Genomic DNA, 17503 nt, shown 5'->3' with positions numbered 1-17503 from the left:
TTTCAACTGTTTTAATAACTATTCAGTTGAAATAGAAAATTGTTTTAACTCTTTATTAAAACGAATCAAACGAGAATCAAAAAGTTGATTAAGTTCATTATTTTCTATAAGTATATCTGTTTTTCCACTTACAAATTTAGAAGAAGACATTAACCATAATTCATCTGCTAATTGCAAAGCTAAATTAGCTTCGTGTGTAGAAACAATAATTGTTTTATTAAATTGTAAAGCCAAATTTTTAAGTAAAGAGAATGTATTTACTGTATGATGCAAGTCTAAATGGGCTGTTGGCTCATCTAAAACAATAATTGGTGTGTCTTGAGTTAATGCTCTGGCTATTAATATTTTTTGTAATTGACCATCACTTAATTCGTAACATTTAGAATTCATTAAATGGCTGGTGTTTGTTTTTTCAAAGGCTGTATTAATAATTTTTAGATCATTATTTGTTAAATAGCCAATCCAATTTGTAAAAGGTTGCCTACCTAATGCTACCAATTCAAAAACAGTTAAACTACTATCTGGCAAGCGTTCGGTAAGTACTAAGCTCATTATTTTAGATAATTCTATATTTGTTAAATTATCTAAATTTTTATTATCAATTGTAATAGAGCCTTTTAAAGCTGGTTGAACTTTAGTTAATGTTCTAAGTAGTGTAGATTTACCAATTCCATTTTTACCAAGTAAACATACCAAATTACCAGCATTTAAATCAATATTTAAATTAGAGGCTATTACAGAAACTTGTTTTTTTGAAGTATAACCAATACTTAAATTTTCTGTTTTAATAATATGTTCTTCAGGTTGTTTCATTAATAATAAACTTTTCTTTTTCTAACCAATAACCAAATAATTATTGGAGCACCAAATAGTGATGTTATTGCATTTATAGGTAGTGTATACTCGCTTGTTGGTAATTGTGCTATGCTATCGCAAATTAGCATAATTATAGCTCCGCTTATTGCTACTGCAGGTATTAATGTTTTATGGTTTGATGTACTGTAAAGTAATTTTGTTAAATGCGGTACAGCTAAGCCAATAAAGGCAATTGGACCAGAAAATGCGGTAATAACTCCTGTAAGTAAACTGGTGGCAATTAACACTAAATTACGCGTTCTTTTTACGTTAACCCCTAAGCTTTTTGCATAATTTTCACCTAAAAGTAAGGTGTTTAAAGGTTTAATTATAAAAATAACAAATAAAATTCCAATTATAAAAGCAATGCATAAAACTGTAATTTCTTTCCAGCTTAAGTTTCCTAGGCTTCCAAAGCTCCAAAACATATATTGTTGTAATTGACTTGCAGTACCAAAATATGCCAAAATACTAATTACTGCTGAAGTTAAACTACCAAACATTAATCCTATTATTAAAATAGACATGGTGTTTTTAACTTTTTGTGCAGCAATCATAACAGCAGAAAGCACTAAAAAAGAGCCTAAACTGGCTGCAAAAGCCAACCCAAAATTTGTAAAAGCATAATTGCTGATATTGGCACCAATAAACGATGCTCCTAAAATTAAAATTGCAACACCCAAACTTGCGCCAGAACTTATACCCAAAACAAAAGGACCTGCTAACGGATTTCTAAATAATGTTTGCATTAATAAACCACTAATAGACAAGCCAGAACCTACAATTATTGCTGTAATTGCTTTTGGTAAACGATAGCTTAAAATTATAGAACGCCAAGATTCTTTTTCAACATCACCATTTATTAATGCTAAAAACAGTTGTTTTAGTGGAATGTATACAGAACCTAAACTAAGGTTTATTAAAAATATAATTACCAATGTAATAATTAGAATTATAAATGTTAATCTATATGACTTTGTAGGGTTAATCAAAAATGCTTGTTTAAAAAATGTACTAATTCTTGTATGGCTTTTCCTCTATGACTAATAGCTCCTTTTTCATTTAAATCCATTTCTGCAAAAGATTTTTTAAAGCCTTCAGGCATAAAAATAGGATCGTAACCGAAACCAGAACTTCCTTGTTTTTGTTTTAAAATATGTCCTTTGCAAATTCCTTCAAATATAAATTGTTTTTTATTAATATTTAAGGCAATTGCCGTTTTAAATTGCGCTTCTCTATTTAAATTATCACCAAGTTTAGTTAATAATTTAGCCATATTTTTTTCTGAATTATTTTCAATACCAGCATAACGCGCAGAATACACTCCAGGCTCTCCATCTAAAGATTTGACTTCCAGTCCAGTATCGTCTGCAAAACAATTCAAACCAAACTTTTTAGTAATATAGTCGGCTTTTAAAATTGCATTTCCTGTTAAGCTATCTGCTGTTTCTGGAATGTCATCAAAACAATTAATATCAGCTAAACTTACAATTTCAAAGTTGGTAAGCATTGCTTGTACTTCTTTTAGTTTGTTTTTATTATTGGTAGCAAAAACAAGTTTTAATTTATTCATGATGGTATGGTTCGTTTTTTAAGATTGTAAATGCACGGTAAATTTGTTCTGTTATAAATAAACGAATCATTTGGTGAGAAAATGTCATTTTGGATAAAGATATTTTTCCTTGAGATTTTTTATAAACAGCATCAGAAAATCCATAAGGACCACCAATTACCAATACAAGTTGTTTAATTCCTGCATTCATTTTTTTTTGAAGAAATTTTGAGAATTCTATTGAACGAAATTCTTTTCCTTTTTCATCTAACAAAATTAAATTATCGGTTGCTGTTAATTTTTTTAAAATTAATTCACCTTCTTTATCTTTTTGTTGTGCTTCTGTTAAATTTTTTGCTTTTTTTAAATCAGGAATAATATCAATTTCAAAATTAATATAGTGTTTCAACCTATTTTGATAGGTTTCAATTAACGTTTGTAAATTTTTATCATCGGTTTTGCCAATGGCTAATAACTTAATTTTCATTTGGCAAATATAAAAATAATTAAAGGGTTAATTTTTGAAAATAAAAAAGTTATTTTTGTTTGAAAATTTTAGTAAAATGATAAGTAAAGAACAATTTGAAAAAGAACTAGATATTATAATTTCTAATGCTATTAGAGAAGATATTGGAGATGGAGATCATAGCTCGTTAGCATGTATTCCAAAAGACGCAACTGGTAAAGCTAAATTATTAGTTAAAGAAGATGGTATTATAGCTGGAGTTGAAATGGCAAAGCGTATTTTTAAGTATGTAGATGCAGATTTAAAAGTTGAAACTTTAATAAATGATGGAGCAAAAGTAAATTATGGCGACATTGTTTTTTATGTTGAAGGAAGCTCTCAATCTATTTTAAAATCGGAACGTTTGGTGTTAAATATTATGCAACGTATGAGCGCAATTGCTAAAAAAACCAACGAATTTGTTAAACTTTTAGAAGGTACAAAAACAAAAGTTTTAGATACTAGAAAAACAACTCCTGGAATTAGAGCACTAGAAAAGTGGGCTGTTAAAATTGGAGGAGGAGAAAATCATAGATTTGCTTTGTATGATATGATTATGTTAAAAGATAACCATATAGATTTTTGTGGAGGTGTTACAAAAGCCATTAAAACAACACAAAAATATTTAGCTGATAATAATTTAGATTTAAAAATTATTGTTGAATCAAGAAGTTTAGAAGAAATTAAAGAAATATTAGCTGTTGGAGGTGTTTATCGTATTTTAATCGATAATTTTAATTATGAAGATACTAAAAAAGCTGTAGAACTTATAGGTGAGCAGTGCCAAACAGAATCTTCTGGTGGTATAAATTTAGAAACTGCTAGAAAATATGCCGAATGCGGAGTAGATTGTATTTCATCTGGAGCTTTAACGCACTCTGTTTATAATATGGATTTAAGTTTAAAGGCGGTAGAGGTCTAGTAGTTTTGAAAAAAACTTAAAAGTGTCTAAGGGATAAGGTTTAAAAGTACTAAAAGTTTAAATGATTATATTTAGTTTTTAAATATAGGATTAGGTTACTTTAAACGTTAAATCTTTTAATTTTTACATTTTATTAAAAAAAATGACCAAACAAATTGAAGATAGCTTACAAAAAATACCAATAGTTAATTGGTTGGTAAAGCTTGGTAAAAAAATAATTATACCGGGTTTACATGGAATGTCCTTGTATGATGTTCTAGAAATGTATGTTATTGGTATTTTAAAAGGAGCACTAACGTCAAGAGCAGGAGGAATTGCTTTCAGCTTTTTTATGGCATTGTTTCCTTTTATATTGTTTATTTTAACCTTAATTCCGTATGTCCCTATTGAAGGGTTTCAGGAGGATTTTTTGGTAATGATAGAACAATTATTACCACCAAATACAGCCGAAACTGTACATGATGTTATTGAAGATATTGCAAATAATAGGTATGGTGGTTTACTTTCATTTGGTTTTGTTGCTTCAATTTTTTTAATGACAAACGGTGTAAATGCAATTTTAGGTGGATTTGAATATTCGTACCATGTCACCGAAATGAGAAGCATTATTCGTCAATATTTTATTTCAATGATAATGTCAATAGTATTGTCATTAATTTTGGTAGCAACAGTAGCAATTATATTGTATTTTGAAATTGGAATTAACGATTTAAAAGCAAAAGGTTGGGTAGAAGATGAAGTTTTTTGGATAGAAAAAGGACAGTTTTTATTTTTTGTATTATTGGTGTTTATTTCCGTTTCACTTTTATACAAATACGGTACAAAAGAAGTTAAATACTTTTCTTTTTTTACACCAGGTTCCATCCTTACAACCCTACTAACTATAGTAATGTTTAAATTATTTTCAATTTATGTATTAAAATTTGCTACCTACAATCAACTTTATGGATCCATAGGAACCTTGCTGGTTTTAATGCTTTTTGTTTGGTTAAATGCCATTATTTTACTGTTGGGGTTTGAATTAAATGCAAGTATTAGTAGATTAAGGAGGTTTCATATAAAAAAATAAAATTTATGAAGATTATAGCAATGATACCTGCTCGTTATGAAGCAAGTAGATTTCCAGGTAAATTAATGAAAAATTTAGCAGGAAAAACTGTTATTTTAAGAACTTATGAAGCTACAAAGCAATCAAATTTATTTGATGAAGTGTATGTGGTCACAGACAGTGATATTATTTTTAATGAAATAACTTCAAATGGAGGTAAGGCAATTAAAAGTAAAAAAGAACACGAATCTGGTAGCGATAGAATTGCTGAAGCTGTTGAGAATTTAGATGTAGATATAGTTGTAAATGTACAAGGAGATGAGCCTTTTACACAAACAGAACCGTTAAAAAACTTGTTGCAAGTATTTAAAAACGATACTGAAAATAAAATAGACATTGCTTCCTTAAAAATTAAAATGGAAGATTTAGATGAGGTTAACAATCCAAATAATGTAAAAGTAGTTTGCAATGAAGACGGTTTTGCAATGTATTTTTCGCGTTGTCCAATTCCTTTTGCTAGAGATATTTCAAAAGCTGTATATTACAAACATATTGGTATTTATGCTTTTAGAAAAGACGCACTTTTAAGGTTTACAAAATTACCTATTAATCAGTTAGAAGCTGCTGAAAAATTAGAAAACCTTCGTTTTTTAGCAAATGGTATAACTGTTAAAATGGTAGAAACCGATCAGCTTGCTATTGGAATAGATACTCTTGAAGATTTAGAAAAAGCCAATGCAATTTTTAAAAACAACTAAATTATGGATTTTACTCCAGAAACAATTATTAGTATTTTAATAGGAATTGGCTTAGCTGCTTCGGTTGGTTTTAGAATTTTTGTGCCATTGTTTGCCCTTAGTTTAGCTTCATTTTATAATGTAATTCCGTTGAACGAAAGTTGGCAATGGGTGGGGAGTTCTACTGCAATAATAATTTTAGGTATTGCTACAATAGTAGAAATTTTTGCATATTTTATTCCTTGGTTCGATAATTTATTAGATACTATTGCTGTACCGCTTGCTGCCATTGCCGGAACTGCTGTAATGGTTGCAACAGTTAGCAATTTAGATCCAACAATTACATGGGCGCTTGCAATTATTGCGGGTGGAGGTACTGCTACAGCAATTAAAGGATCTACAAGCACTACACGTTTAGCCTCTACAGCAACAACTGCTGGAGTAGCAAATCCTGTTATTTCAACTATAGAAACGGGTACTTCAATATTAATGTCTGCGTTTGCTATGTTTATTCCAGTTTTAGCAATTATTTGTGTGGTGTTAATTTTATGGGTTTTATTTAAAGTGTTTAAACTATTTAAATCAAAAAAATGAGATATATAACCAAACTAAAATACTTTATATCATTTTTATAAATAATTTAAATTGCTATGTTAACTATTTAATTAAGCAAATACAAATTTAAAAACAATACATTATAATTGAGTAAATAAAATCAATGTTAGAAAAGCTTTAATTAGTTTTAGAATTTTCAGATATTTGCAAACTAATTTTTACAAATGGCACAAAAACCAAGTATACCAAAAGGAACACGTGATTTTTCACCTACAGAAGTAGCTCAAAGAAATTATATTTTTTCAACTATAAAAGAAGTTTTTGAAGTATATGGATTTCAACCTATTGAAACGCCATCATTCGAAAATTCTTCAACCTTAATGGGAAAGTATGGAGATGAAGGTGATCGTTTGATTTTTAAAATTTTGAATTCTGGAGATTATTTAAATAAGGTAGATGCTGATTTATTAGCTTCAAAAGATAGCCTAAAAGTAACTTCAAAAATTTCAGAAAAAGCATTGCGTTACGACTTAACAGTACCGTTTGCACGTTATGTTGTACAACATCAAAATGAAATAGAATTTCCTTTTAAGCGTTACCAAATGCAGCCAGTTTGGCGTGCAGATAGACCTCAAAAAGGACGTTTTAGAGAGTTTTACCAATGCGATGCAGATGTTGTGGGAAGTAAAGGTTTATGGCAAGAAGTAGAATTTGTTCAATTATACGATGCTGTTTTTAGTAAGTTAAAGTTAATTGGTACGACTATAAAACTCAATAATCGTAAAATTTTAGCTGGTATTGCAGATATTATTGGTGAAAAAGATAAATTAATAGATTTTACTGTAGCACTTGATAAGTTAGATAAAATTGGAGCAGAGGGTGTAACTAACGAAATGCTAAGTAAAGGTATTTCTGAAACAGCAATAGAAAAAGTGCAACCATTGTTTAATTTTGTTGGAAATAACCAAGATAAATTAAATCAATTAGAAGCGCTTTTAGCTGAATCTGAAGAAGGTTTACAAGGTGTTAAAGATTTACGTTTTGTTGTTGACAATGTTGAAGCATTAGGTTTAGAAACAGCCAATTTAGAATTAGATGTAACATTAGCACGTGGTTTAAATTATTATACAGGTGCTATTTATGAAGTCTCTGCGCCAAAAGGTGTAAAAATGGGCTCTATTGGTGGCGGTGGAAGATATGATGATTTAACCGGTATTTTTGGGTTAAAAAATGTAAGTGGTGTTGGTATTTCTTTTGGATTGGATAGAATTTATTTGGTATTAGAAGAATTAAATTTATTTGATGCTGTTGAATTGCCAAAACCAAAGGTGTTGTTTATTAATTTTGGAGAAAATGAAGCAGCTTATTGCATGCAGGCATTAGTTTCATTAAGAAATAATAATATAAAATCTGAACTGTATCCAGATGCTGCTAAGATGAAAAAACAGATGAACTATGCAAATAGAAGAACAATTCCTTATGTAGTAATTGTTGGTTCAAATGAGATAGAAAATAAAAATTATACATTAAAAAATATGCAAACTGGTGAACAGCAAGTATGTAGTTTAAAAGAATTACTTGAAATCACACTATAATTTAAAAAACAAAGTTGTAGTTTTGCAAGCTAAATAGAAGTTAATGTTTGAAGGTAAAGACATAATGATAAATAAAATTGATGAAATGGGAGATGATCACGTTGGATCATCTGCTAAAACACCACTAAGAGCTGATGCTTTTGATATTTCAGATGATGAAAAAAGAGCAAGAATTGAAGCTAGTGTTAGAGATATTTTAGATACTTTAGGAATGGATTTAGAGGATGATAGTATTAAAGGTACACCTCGAAGAGTTGCTAAAGCTTATGTAAATGAAATTTTTTCAGGATTAAATCCTGCAAATAAACCAAAATTATCCACATTCGATAATAATTATAAATATGGTGAAATGTTGGTAGAAAAAAATATAACAGTTTATTCTACTTGCGAGCATCATTTATTACCAATTGTTGGTAGAGCTCACGTAGCTTATATTTCAAATGGAAATGTAATTGGTTTATCGAAAATGAATAGAATTGTAGATTATTACGCTAAAAGACCACAGGTACAAGAGCGTTTAACTATGCAAATTGTACAAGCTTTACAAGAAGCAATGGGAACAGAAGATGTTGCTTGTGTAATTGATGCTAAACATTTATGTGTAAATTCTAGAGGAGTTAGAGATATTGTAAGTAGTACCGTAACTTCAGAATTTGGCGGAAAATTTAAAGATAAAGATATTAAAAGAGAATTTATAGATTATATTAAATTGGATACAGATTTTAAAAATGTAGAAGTTTAATATTTTTGTTCTCATATTTTGAACTAAAGTAAAAAGCAATTTTATTTAAAGGATAAAATTGCTTTTTTTATTTCACTTTTTTTTACTTAAAATACATTTAATAAAAGCGATTCTACAGTACGTAAACCAAACTAACTTTACTTGATTAAAAACTTATGAAAATTAAACAAACAATAATTTTTAGCATCATATTTTCTTTCTTGTTTTTATATAATTTAAATGCACAACAAAATGAAAATTTTGAGAAAAATGAAACAACTTGGAGTCTATTAAAGTCTGATGCTAATTTGATTTTTGGTGGAGTAAAAAATGCATATACAAAACCGTTTAAATGGAAAAAAGATGATTGGTTAACATTTGGAGCTATAGCTGCAGGAACTTCATTATTATATATCTACGATGAACAAACTAGCGAATACTTTATAAATCAAGAAGATAGCTCGCCTCAAATGTTGAAAGAAATAGGATGGTATTATGGAAGTCCACAAAATTTTTTTATGATTTCTGCGGGAATTTATGGCTATGGATTATTTTCTAAAAACGAAAAATTTAGACATACAGGTGTGTTAATAATTTCATCAGCTGTAGCTACAGGATTAATACAAACAATTAGTAAAAATGCTTTTGGACGTGCAAGACCTTCTCAAAATGTTGGTAGTAGAAAATTCAAATTTATGAGTAAAGAATCGGGATATCATTCTTTTCCATCCGGACATTCAATTTTATCTTTCACAGCATCACATGCCATAGCAAAACAATTTGATAATTTATGGGTTAAAGGAGGAATATATGCAGTTGGCTTAATAGCTCCTGTTTCTAGACTTTGGGCTGGAGCACACTGGCTAACAGATGTAACTTTAGGAATGGTTTTAAGTGTTGTAATTGTAGATGGAGTTGATAATTTTTTAACTTCAAAAAAGAACAGTGTAAAAGAGAAAACAATTTCTTGGAATTTAAGGGCAGGTTATAAAACTGTTGGTCTTGTTGGAACGTTTTAAAGGTTCTTACAACTTTAATGAGGAGCTAATAAGGTAAAAGGGTAAAAGGGAATGTTTCTTAAAATCCAAAAAATAATTGTTATAATTATTAGTACAATAACTGTTTTTGGATGATAGATGTAATTAAAATAGTTTTTTTTAAAATAATAATTGATTCCAGTAACTATTAAATGATACACAATTAGTAGTAAGCCAAGTACAAATAGTGCATTTTGTTGAAATACCCCAATAATATTGAAATTTAAAAGTTGATGCGTAGCTCTTTGGCTACCGCAACCTGGACAGTAAATACCAGTTGTTTTATAAAGCGGACATTTTGGTAAAAAATTTACTTGATTAGGGTTTATAAAAAAATAAAGGAATGCTAATACTATTAAAAGTAGCAGCATTCCTAAGTATTTTAACTTCATTTTATTTTAGCTAGATTGCTCTATAAGTCCTTTGTACATTTCCATTTGCTCTTCCCAGCTACCGCTAAATATTGCATATAAAATTTGTAATACAGCTATAGCACCAAGTACAAGTCCAATAATAGATGTAATTTTTCCAGTATTTGCATTTCCATCACCTGTATATTGTGAAGGGTCTTCATTATAAATAGCCAATGCTTTTTTAGAATTGTTAAGTCCAATATATCCAAAAATTACTCCTGGCAATCCAAAACAGCAACAAGCTGTTACAATTGAAACAATACCGTAAATTAATGAACTTTGTGCGTGAGGAAGTTTTTGTTTTTCCATGGTTTTAGTTGATTTTAAGTGATTTTGATTAAATAATTTACTAAGATAATAATAACATTAAGAATAAATAGATAGCGCAATATTAAATGTCCTTTTTTATAATCATATTTTAAATGAAACGCTAAATATATAAACATTAATAATAGTGTAAATAAGGCAGGATACATTTTAAAAGAACCTATAATATCTCCTTTAAGCAGCAAAATTATTGCTCGCTGCATTCCACATCCCATACATTCTTGACCTAAATATTGTTTCCAAGAACAGGTTAATAAATTGTCTTCTAAAAATGCTATAATTTTATCCAAAAAAATTTTTTTCTAAAAGTAAAAAATTAAATGGACTTTTTAATCAAATCAAATATAAAATGAATTTCTCCTGCAATTTGTTGATTTGTTTCTAAGTATTTTTCAGCTTTGTACAGAGAGTTGTCAAAAGTTTTAGGATCGTTAAAAGGTAGATGAAAACGCTCAATAGCTTCAGAAATAAAAGGACAATTTTCTTTGGCATTAGAGCAGGTTGTAATTGCTATAAATGGTTTTTTATTAATTTCATCATCAAAAAATTTTGAAAACCCTATTATTGGATTTGTGCAGTTTTTATAACTGATTAAATATACTGGATTTTGATGTGAAAATTCTGAAATTTCAAATTTAAACCCTACTTCTTGTAGTGTTTTAACGGTATTTCTATAAAATGCTGTAACTGCAGTTCCTCCAGAAAAGGAATCGATATTTTTTAATTTAAAATAATCAATAGCATATTTTGCCCAAACCTGGCATAACTGACTTTTTCTGCTATTATGTGTACAAATAAAATTTAAATGAATAGGTTTGTTTTTTTTAAATTCATTTGCAATATATTGTGCAATGTTGGTTAATAAATCAATGCGTGCAGTATCGATAGATAAATTTTTCTTAGATTTTTTAAAAAATTCTTCAGTATTTATAGCTACAGTATCAATCATATCCTATTTTTGTACAAATATATAATTATAAAGAAGCTAAATTTTTTTAGCTGTATTATTTAAAAGTTAAGAAATTTAGGTGGATATTAAAATTTTTAATAGTAAAATACTTTGTTAATTAGCCATAATTACAGTTGGTTAACAAGTTAAAAAGCTTAAAAGATAAAAACACATGGAATTTAAAATTGGAGATACTGTTGCGGTTTTAGACGATGTAATTAAAGGCAAAGTTGTTGCAATTAAAAATAATGCTATTAGTATAGAATCTACAGATGGTTTTTCTTTTGATTTTTTACCAAATGAACTTGTTGTAATTAAAGAAAGTCAATTTGAATTGTCTAAATATAGTGATATTTCTAATGAAAGTTTATTAGAAAAAATGAATGAGACTTCTAATAAAAAAAATGTTCCAAAATTTAAATCTACTTTAAAAACAGATGATGCTCCACCTATGGAAGTAGACTTACATATCCATCAACTTACAGAATCTACACGTGGTATGGATAATTATGATATGTTAAATCTGCAAATTGAAACGGCAAAACATAAAATAGAATATGCCATTAGAAATAGAATTCCTAAAGTTGTGTTTATTCATGGAGTAGGAGCAGGCGTTTTAAAAACAGAATTAGATTTTTTATTAAAAAACTATCACGTAGATGTCTACGCAGCTTCCTTTAAAAAATATGGTTTAGGCGCTACAGAAGTTTATATTTATCAGAATCCTAAAAAATAAAATGTGTTTTAATAGCTTCCAAAATAAAAAGTTTCAAAAAATATACGATCATTATCATCTAAAAATAATAAATCTGAAATTGTGATTTCATAGGTATATCCTGTAATTTCTTCATTTTCAATAGTGGCAATTGTATTTACTACAATAGTTCCGCTTTCGGCTTCTAATTCTTTTAAAACTAAAGGTGATGCTGGAGGAATTTCTTGACAAAAATAATCAGAGTCAATAGCATCATCAAAAATTCTATAAATTACTTGTTGAGTTGTAGAAATTGGATATGATAGCTCTCCTTCAGCAGTTCCTAATTGATCTTTAGATAGTTGTATAAGTATTACTTCTGTGCTTGTAGAGTTTAACTTGTATAAAATGGTTTCTCCACAACTATTAATAGCATCAGTAAATTCAAAAGAAGGGATGTCAAAATCACCATCGTTACAAGATAATAAGGTAAAAGCTATAAAAAGTGTTATTAATTTTTTCATGTTTAAATTTTAATGAAACAAAAATAATTGTTTTATACAATCTAACGTTAAATGATACCAACTATTTTAGTTAATTTTGCATTTGATGAAAAATATTTATTTAGATAACGCCGCAACGTCTCCAATTTTGCCAGAAGTAGTAACTACAATTTCGGATTCTATGACTCATTTTTATGGAAACCCTTCTTCAATCCATCAAATAGGTAGAAAGGCAAAATCGTTGGTTGAAACTGCAAGAAAAAACATAGCCAAGCATTTTAATGCTTCAGCTAATGAAATTGTTTTTACTTCTGGAGGAAGTGAAGCCGATAACTTAATTTTACGAAATGCAGTAACTAATTTAGGAGTAACTACTATTATTTCTTCAAAAATAGAACATCACGCGGTTTTACATACTATTGATGATTTAGAAAAAGAGTTTAAAATAACTGTACATTGGGTAGATTTAGATGAAAATGGTGTTTTAAATTACCTGCATTTAGAAAAATTATTACAGCATGATACTTCTAAAAAATTAGTGAGTTTAATGTATGTAAATAATGAGATTGGGAATTTTTTAGACATTAAAAAAGTAGCTAATTTGTGTGCAATAAATAATGCATTGTTTCATTCAGATGCCGTGCAAGCAATAGGGCATTTTAATTTGGATTTAAAAGAAACTCCAATTGATTTTTTTGCAGCAAGTGCACATAAATTTCACGGACCAAAAGGAGTTGGTTTTGCATATATAAAAAAAGGATTTGGTATTTATCCTATTTTACATGGTGGAGAGCAAGAAAGAGGAGCAAGAGCAGGTACCGAAAATGTACACGGTATTTTAGGAATGGAAAAAGCCTTAGAATTAGCACATTTATATTTAAAAGAAGACGAAAAATATATAAAAAAGATTAAAAATTATTTTATAAAAGAGTTAAAGCAATCTTTTGAAGGAATTATTTTTAATGGCTGTTCTGAAAGTGAAAACGAAAGTAGCTATGCTATTTTAAATGTTCGTTTTCCAAAAGAATACGCAATGTTGCTTTTTAGCTTAGATTTAAAAGGAATTGCAGTTTCTGGAGGAAGTGCTTGCCAAAGTGGAAGCAATCAAGGTTCTCATGTGTTAAATGCTATTTTACCTAAAAATGAGCAATTTAAAACGTCGGTTCGTTTTTCGTTTAGTAAATTAAATACCATTGAAGAAATAGATTACGTAATTAAAAATTTAAAACAAATAATTAAATAATGTTAAACTATCCAATAAAATTCCAACCAATATTAAAAGATAAAATTTGGGGAGGAGATAAGTTAATAAATAAGCTAAATAAAAAATCTGATTTAAAAGATATAGGTGAAAGCTGGGAAATTTCTGATGTAAAAGGAGATGTTTCTATAGTGGAAAATGGTGCTTTAAAAGGAAAATCTTTAAAAGAACTGTTAGAAACCTATACGGTTGATTTATTAGGTAAAAATAACTTTGCCAATTTTGGAACAAATTTTCCATTGTTAATTAAATTTATTGATGCTAAACAAGATTTATCTGTACAAGTACATCCTAATGATGCTTTGTCTAAAAAGCGTCATAATTCCTTTGGAAAAACTGAAATGTGGTACATTATGCAAGCCGACGAAGGTTCTCGGTTAATTCTTGGCTTTAATAAAACAATTGATGCAGATACGTATGTAAAATTATTGGAAGAAAAGAAAATTATGTCTGTTTTAAATGATGTTCCAGTAAAAAAAGGAGATGCATTTTTTATTGAAACAGGAACTGTACATGCAATTGGGGCAGGAATTGTTTTGGCTGAGATTCAACAAACATCTGATATTACGTATAGAATCTACGATTTTGATAGAGTAGATGATGCAGGAAATGAGCGAGAATTACATACAGAATTAGCCGTAGATGCGCTTAATTTTAGTGATGAAATAGATACTGTTAGAACTTATACTTCAGAAAAAAATAAATTAAATAATGTTGTAAAATGTGAGTATTTTAAAACAAATTTTATTCCTGTAGCACAAGAATTAGAGTTGGATTACGCAACAGCAGATTCATTTGTAATTTTTATGTGTGTTGAAGGAGGTGGAATAATTACTGTTAATGGAAAATCTGAAACCATTAATTTTGGAGAAACAGTTTTAGTTCCAGCAACAACAAAAAATGTAACAATTAAAGGAACTTGTAATTTATTAGAAGTAACAGTTTAATTAAAATAATTAAATAATATTTACTTCAATTTCTAAAGGTACAGCAAATTTGTCTAAAACAGTTTGCTGTATTTTTTTTGCTAGTTGATACACTTCTTTACCGCTGGCATTTCCATAATTAACTAAAACCAACGCTTGTTTTTCGTGTACACCAGTTTCTCCATAACGTTTACCTTTAAAACCAGATTGTTCAATAAGCCAACCTGCAGGAACCTTAATCTCTTTTGACGAAACCTTGTAATTTGGAATAGTTGGATGTTTTTCTTGTAGTTTTTTAAATAATTCAATATCTATAATTGGATTTTTAAAAAAACTACCGCTATTTCCAATCTTTTTTGGATCAGGAAGTTTACTTTGTCTAATAGAAATTACAGCGTTAGAAATATCTTTTAAAGTAGGCTTTTCAATGTTTTTAAGTACTTCTTTAATGGCTCCGTAGCTAATATTGGTTTTATGGTTACTTTTAGTAAGTTTAAAAGTTACACTAGTAATAATATATTGACCTTTAACTTTATTTTTAAAAACAGAATTTCTATAGCCAAAATTACAATCGCTATGTTTAAAAATTTTTGTTTTTCCAGTGGCAATTTCTAAAGCTTCTAATTGATGAAAAGTATCTTTAATTTCTACACCATAAGCGCCAATATTTTGGATAGGAGAGGTGCCAACATTTCCTGGAATTAAGGAAAGATTTTCTAATCCTCCATAATTTTGAGAAATACACCAAACAACAAAATCGTGCCAGTTTTCGCCAGCTTCAGCAGTAACAAAAACAACATCTTTTTCGGTATCATTAACAACAATACCTTTTAAATTTAAATGAACAACTAACTTTTCAATAGCTGAAGTTAATAGCATATTACTTCCGCCTCCAATTAAAAATATATTTTTTTCATTGGATACAAGTTTTTTTAATTCAGCAATAGAATTTATTTCAACAAAACGTTTGGCATTAACATCAATACCAAACGTGTTGTATTTTTTTAAAGAAATGTTGTGTAGAATATTCAATTTAAATTTGATTGTATTTTTTAATAGCCTCTTTTAAAATGGCTACAGATCTAATTAAATCTTCCTTTTTTAGAACATAAGCAATTCTTACTTGGTTGGTTCCAATTCCTTTTGTACTATAAAAACCAGCAGCAGGAGCAACCATAACTGTTTGGCCATTTATGCTGTAATCTTCTAATAACCATTGAGCAAATTTATCAGCATTATCAATTGGTAATTCAGCAACACAATAAAAAGCTCCTTTTGGGTTTGCAACTTTTATACCTTCAATTTTTTGAAGTTCTTGAATTAAAGTATCTCTTCGGTCTTTATATTCAACAATTACTTCATCAAAATAAGATTGTGGTGTTTCTAAAGCAGCTTCACTTGCAATTTGAGCAAATGTAGGCGGGCTTAGACGTGCTTGTGCAAATTTAAGTGCAGTTTTTATTACATCTTTATTTTTAGAAACTAAACAACCAATACGAGCACCACACATGCTGTAACGTTTAGAAACGGAATCGATTATAATAGCATTTTCTTCTAAGTCAAAGTTACTTAAAACAGATTGATGTTGTATGTTGTCATAAACAAACTCTCTGTAAACTTCATCAGCAATTAAAAATAAATCGTGTTTTTTTACAATCTCAGCTAATTTTTCAATTTCTTCTTTAGAATATAAATATCCAGTCGGATTTCCAGGATTACAAATTAATATTGCTTTAGTTTTTGAAGTAATTAGTTTTTCAAATTCAGAAATAGGAGGTAAGGCAAAATTATCTTCTATTTTTGAAATTACAGGAACAATATTTACACCAGATCCAATAGAGAATCCATTGTAGTTAGCGTAAAATGGCTCTGGAATAATTATTTCATCTCCAGGGTCTGTAATACTTCCTAAGGCAAATAATAAGGCTTCAGATCCACCAGTTGTAACAATAATTTCGTTTGCAGTTACATTTATATTATTTTTTGCATAATACTTTGCAATTTTTGTTCGGTATTCTTCAGAACCTTCAGATCTGCTATATGCAAGAACTTCAACAGTATTGTTTTTAATGGCTTGTAAAGCGCAATCTGGAGTTTTAATATCGGGTTGCCCAATATTTAAATGAAATACTTCTATTCCTCTTTTTTTAGCATTTTCGGCATAAGGAACCAATTTTCTAATTGGAGACTCAGGCATATTTTTTCCTTTAGTTGATATAGAAGGCATTTAATAAATGTTTAAAATTATGTAACAAAATTGCGAAATAATTTCTAAAAAATAGAATATTTAAGAGAAATTATTGGAGATGAAGCTTTGATTTATTTTCTGCAACTGATACTCGTTTACAAGAGAATAATTAGTAAACTATAAAAAAAACTCTCTAAGAAATTAGAGAGTTTTATAATGTATGTTAAAATGTTACAATTAAATAGCAACTTTAGATTTTTGTTTTACAACATCAGATTCTGGTTTTAAAACAATTCCTTTAATTCGAACTCTTTTTGTAGGTTCAGTAGCATTAGAAAAAATAGTAATTGTTTTGTTAAAACCTCCAATTCTATTAGTAGCGTATTTTACTTCAATTTCACCAGTTTTACCAGGCATAATTGGGTCTTTTGGTTTTGTAGGAACCGTACATCCACAACTAGATTGAATTCTTGAAATTATTAAAGGCGATTTTCCTGTGTTTGTAAATTTAAAAACACGAACACCATCAGCATTTTGTTCAATTTTACCATAATCAATTACTTCTTTTTCAAATTCAAATGCCGGTGCATTTGGATCAACTGTAGTGTTATTAGCATTTTTTTCTTGTGCTTTTATAGAAAATGCTATAAATCCTATAAATAATAAAGTTAAAAATTTTTTCATAATTATAAATTTTAAAGTGTAAAGGTACTTA

General features: G+C 28.5%; 22 protein-coding genes. 10 read left to right on the top strand and 12 right to left on the bottom strand.

The window, feature by feature from the left end; translation table 11 throughout:
- Positions 1–18 precede the first annotated feature (18 nt).
- Genes MKD41_RS05765 through rlmH form a run of 4 tightly spaced genes read right to left on the bottom strand, consistent with a single transcriptional unit; the run spans position 19 to position 2894 of the window.
- Entirely contained in the window at positions 19–813 is a 795-nt protein-coding gene (locus MKD41_RS05765) for an ABC transporter ATP-binding protein (protein WP_240244488.1), read from the bottom strand.
- Positions 813–1844 (bottom strand): FecCD family ABC transporter permease, encoded by a 1032-nt coding sequence (locus MKD41_RS05760; RefSeq protein WP_240245009.1) that lies wholly within the window; start codon positions 1842–1844, stop codon positions 813–815. Before MKD41_RS05760 ends, MKD41_RS05765 begins: the two co-directional genes overlap by 1 nt.
- The gene (locus MKD41_RS05755) at positions 1844–2428 is read right to left on the bottom strand and encodes a non-canonical purine NTP diphosphatase (RefSeq protein WP_240244487.1); all 585 of its coding nucleotides are present in this window, start codon (positions 2426–2428) and stop codon (positions 1844–1846) included. The genes MKD41_RS05760 and MKD41_RS05755 overlap by 1 nt, the downstream gene beginning before the upstream one ends.
- Positions 2421–2894: a 23S rRNA (pseudouridine(1915)-N(3))-methyltransferase RlmH gene (gene rlmH / locus MKD41_RS05750; protein WP_240244486.1), complete on the bottom strand. Its 474-nt coding sequence runs from the start codon at positions 2892–2894 to the stop codon at positions 2421–2423. The genes MKD41_RS05755 and rlmH overlap by 8 nt, the downstream gene beginning before the upstream one ends.
- Before the next feature lie 76 nt (positions 2895–2970).
- On the opposite strand from rlmH, the gene nadC reads away from it, so the two are divergent.
- The 7 genes from nadC to MKD41_RS05715 all read left to right on the top strand — a co-directional run bounded on the left by nadC (position 2971) and on the right by MKD41_RS05715 (position 9509).
- Positions 2971–3834, top strand: coding sequence for a carboxylating nicotinate-nucleotide diphosphorylase (gene nadC / locus MKD41_RS05745; protein ID WP_240244485.1), 864 nt, complete (start codon positions 2971–2973; stop codon positions 3832–3834).
- 142 nt (positions 3835–3976) lie between these two features.
- Positions 3977–4903: a YihY/virulence factor BrkB family protein gene (locus tag MKD41_RS05740; protein WP_240244484.1), complete on the top strand. Its 927-nt coding sequence runs from the start codon at positions 3977–3979 to the stop codon at positions 4901–4903.
- Positions 4904–4908: 5 nt separating this feature from the next.
- Positions 4909–5640 carry a 3-deoxy-manno-octulosonate cytidylyltransferase gene (gene kdsB, locus MKD41_RS05735; protein WP_240244483.1) on the top strand — a complete coding sequence of 244 codons (732 nt, stop codon included), beginning with the start codon at positions 4909–4911 and terminating at the stop codon, positions 5638–5640.
- Between the two features lie 3 nt (positions 5641–5643).
- Entirely contained in the window at positions 5644–6213 is a 570-nt protein-coding gene (locus MKD41_RS05730; RefSeq protein ID WP_240244482.1) for a DUF4126 domain-containing protein, read from the top strand.
- Positions 6214–6398: 185 nt separating this feature from the next.
- On the top strand, positions 6399–7769 hold the full coding sequence (gene hisS / locus MKD41_RS05725; protein ID WP_240244481.1) for a histidine--tRNA ligase: 1371 nt from the start codon (positions 6399–6401) through the stop codon (positions 7767–7769).
- Positions 7770–7812: 43 nt separating this feature from the next.
- Entirely contained in the window at positions 7813–8511 is a 699-nt protein-coding gene (gene folE, locus MKD41_RS05720; protein ID WP_371824287.1) for a GTP cyclohydrolase I FolE, read from the top strand.
- Between the two features lie 155 nt (positions 8512–8666).
- Positions 8667–9509 (top strand): phosphatase PAP2 family protein, encoded by an 843-nt coding sequence (locus MKD41_RS05715; protein WP_240244480.1) that lies wholly within the window; start codon positions 8667–8669, stop codon positions 9507–9509.
- Between the two features lie 14 nt (positions 9510–9523).
- Here the strand turns inward: MKD41_RS05715 and MKD41_RS05710 are convergent, their stop codons facing one another.
- Genes MKD41_RS05710 through MKD41_RS05695 form a run of 4 tightly spaced genes read right to left on the bottom strand, consistent with a single transcriptional unit; the run spans position 9524 to position 11216 of the window.
- Positions 9524–9919 carry a DUF2752 domain-containing protein gene (locus MKD41_RS05710; protein WP_240244479.1) on the bottom strand — a complete coding sequence of 132 codons (396 nt, stop codon included), beginning with the start codon at positions 9917–9919 and terminating at the stop codon, positions 9524–9526.
- 6 nt (positions 9920–9925) lie between these two features.
- Positions 9926–10249, bottom strand: coding sequence for a CCC motif membrane protein (locus MKD41_RS05705; RefSeq protein ID WP_240244478.1), 324 nt, complete (start codon positions 10247–10249; stop codon positions 9926–9928).
- Positions 10250–10263: 14 nt separating this feature from the next.
- Positions 10264–10557: a DUF2752 domain-containing protein gene (locus MKD41_RS05700; protein WP_240244477.1), complete on the bottom strand. Its 294-nt coding sequence runs from the start codon at positions 10555–10557 to the stop codon at positions 10264–10266.
- Positions 10558–10583: 26 nt separating this feature from the next.
- A complete protein-coding gene (locus MKD41_RS05695; RefSeq protein ID WP_240244476.1) occupies positions 10584–11216 on the bottom strand; it encodes a hypothetical protein in 633 nt (210 codons plus the stop codon).
- Positions 11217–11388: 172 nt separating this feature from the next.
- Between MKD41_RS05695 and MKD41_RS05690 the strand changes: the two genes are divergently transcribed.
- Positions 11389–11952, top strand: coding sequence for a DNA mismatch repair protein MutS (locus MKD41_RS05690; protein ID WP_240244475.1), 564 nt, complete (start codon positions 11389–11391; stop codon positions 11950–11952).
- 8 nt (positions 11953–11960) lie between these two features.
- Here MKD41_RS05690 and MKD41_RS05685 read toward each other — a convergent pair whose 3' ends face one another.
- Positions 11961–12434 carry a hypothetical protein gene (locus MKD41_RS05685; protein WP_240244474.1) on the bottom strand — a complete coding sequence of 158 codons (474 nt, stop codon included), beginning with the start codon at positions 12432–12434 and terminating at the stop codon, positions 11961–11963.
- Between the two features lie 85 nt (positions 12435–12519).
- On the opposite strand from MKD41_RS05685, the gene MKD41_RS05680 reads away from it, so the two are divergent.
- On the top strand, positions 12520–13656 hold the full coding sequence (locus MKD41_RS05680; protein ID WP_240244473.1) for a cysteine desulfurase family protein: 1137 nt from the start codon (positions 12520–12522) through the stop codon (positions 13654–13656).
- A complete protein-coding gene (locus tag MKD41_RS05675; protein ID WP_240244472.1) occupies positions 13656–14621 on the top strand; it encodes a type I phosphomannose isomerase catalytic subunit in 966 nt (321 codons plus the stop codon). Before MKD41_RS05680 ends, MKD41_RS05675 begins: the two co-directional genes overlap by 1 nt.
- Before the next feature lie 9 nt (positions 14622–14630).
- Here MKD41_RS05675 and murB read toward each other — a convergent pair whose 3' ends face one another.
- The 3 genes from murB to MKD41_RS05660 all read right to left on the bottom strand — a co-directional run bounded on the left by murB (position 14631) and on the right by MKD41_RS05660 (position 17472).
- Entirely contained in the window at positions 14631–15632 is a 1002-nt protein-coding gene (gene murB / locus MKD41_RS05670) for a UDP-N-acetylmuramate dehydrogenase (protein WP_240244471.1), read from the bottom strand.
- 1 nt (position 15633) lies between these two features.
- On the bottom strand, positions 15634–16827 hold the full coding sequence (locus MKD41_RS05665) for a pyridoxal phosphate-dependent aminotransferase (protein WP_240244470.1): 1194 nt from the start codon (positions 16825–16827) through the stop codon (positions 15634–15636).
- Positions 16828–17025: 198 nt separating this feature from the next.
- Complete coding sequence (locus MKD41_RS05660; RefSeq protein ID WP_240244469.1) at positions 17026–17472, bottom strand: DUF1573 domain-containing protein; 447 nt, start codon at positions 17470–17472, stop codon at positions 17026–17028.
- Positions 17473–17503 lie beyond the last annotated feature (31 nt).

The organism is Lutibacter sp. A64, from assembly GCF_022429565.1.
Taxonomy (GTDB): Bacteria; Bacteroidota; Bacteroidia; order Flavobacteriales; family Flavobacteriaceae; genus Lutibacter.
This window is presented reverse-complemented; position numbering and strand designations above follow the sequence as displayed.

Bases quoted from the DNA above. Each gene is read 5' to 3' on its own strand.
- hisS (WP_240244481.1), top strand. From the start codon at position 6,399: ATGGCACAAAAACCAAGTATACCAAAAGGAACACGTGATTTTTCACCT.
- MKD41_RS05755 (WP_240244487.1), bottom strand. From the start codon at position 2,428: ATGAATAAATTAAAACTTGTTTTTGCTACCAATAATAAAAACAAACTA.
- MKD41_RS05690 (WP_240244475.1), top strand. From the start codon at position 11,389: ATGGAATTTAAAATTGGAGATACTGTTGCGGTTTTAGACGATGTAATT.
- MKD41_RS05675 (WP_240244472.1), top strand. From the start codon at position 13,656: ATGTTAAACTATCCAATAAAATTCCAACCAATATTAAAAGATAAAATT.
- MKD41_RS05665 (WP_240244470.1), bottom strand. From the start codon at position 16,827: ATGCCTTCTATATCAACTAAAGGAAAAAATATGCCTGAGTCTCCAATT.
- MKD41_RS05740 (WP_240244484.1), top strand. From the start codon at position 3,977: ATGACCAAACAAATTGAAGATAGCTTACAAAAAATACCAATAGTTAAT.
- MKD41_RS05730 (WP_240244482.1), top strand. From the start codon at position 5,644: ATGGATTTTACTCCAGAAACAATTATTAGTATTTTAATAGGAATTGGC.
- folE (WP_371824287.1), top strand. From the start codon at position 7,813: ATGTTTGAAGGTAAAGACATAATGATAAATAAAATTGATGAAATGGGA.
- MKD41_RS05660 (WP_240244469.1), bottom strand. From the start codon at position 17,472: ATGAAAAAATTTTTAACTTTATTATTTATAGGATTTATAGCATTTTCT.
- MKD41_RS05710 (WP_240244479.1), bottom strand. From the start codon at position 9,919: ATGAAGTTAAAATACTTAGGAATGCTGCTACTTTTAATAGTATTAGCA.
- MKD41_RS05715 (WP_240244480.1), top strand. From the start codon at position 8,667: ATGAAAATTAAACAAACAATAATTTTTAGCATCATATTTTCTTTCTTG.
- MKD41_RS05705 (WP_240244478.1), bottom strand. From the start codon at position 10,249: ATGGAAAAACAAAAACTTCCTCACGCACAAAGTTCATTAATTTACGGT.
- rlmH (WP_240244486.1), bottom strand. From the start codon at position 2,894: ATGAAAATTAAGTTATTAGCCATTGGCAAAACCGATGATAAAAATTTA.
- MKD41_RS05685 (WP_240244474.1), bottom strand. From the start codon at position 12,434: ATGAAAAAATTAATAACACTTTTTATAGCTTTTACCTTATTATCTTGT.
- MKD41_RS05765 (WP_240244488.1), bottom strand. From the start codon at position 813: ATGAAACAACCTGAAGAACATATTATTAAAACAGAAAATTTAAGTATT.
- MKD41_RS05680 (WP_240244473.1), top strand. From the start codon at position 12,520: ATGAAAAATATTTATTTAGATAACGCCGCAACGTCTCCAATTTTGCCA.
- MKD41_RS05695 (WP_240244476.1), bottom strand. From the start codon at position 11,216: ATGATTGATACTGTAGCTATAAATACTGAAGAATTTTTTAAAAAATCT.
- kdsB (WP_240244483.1), top strand. From the start codon at position 4,909: ATGAAGATTATAGCAATGATACCTGCTCGTTATGAAGCAAGTAGATTT.
- nadC (WP_240244485.1), top strand. From the start codon at position 2,971: ATGATAAGTAAAGAACAATTTGAAAAAGAACTAGATATTATAATTTCT.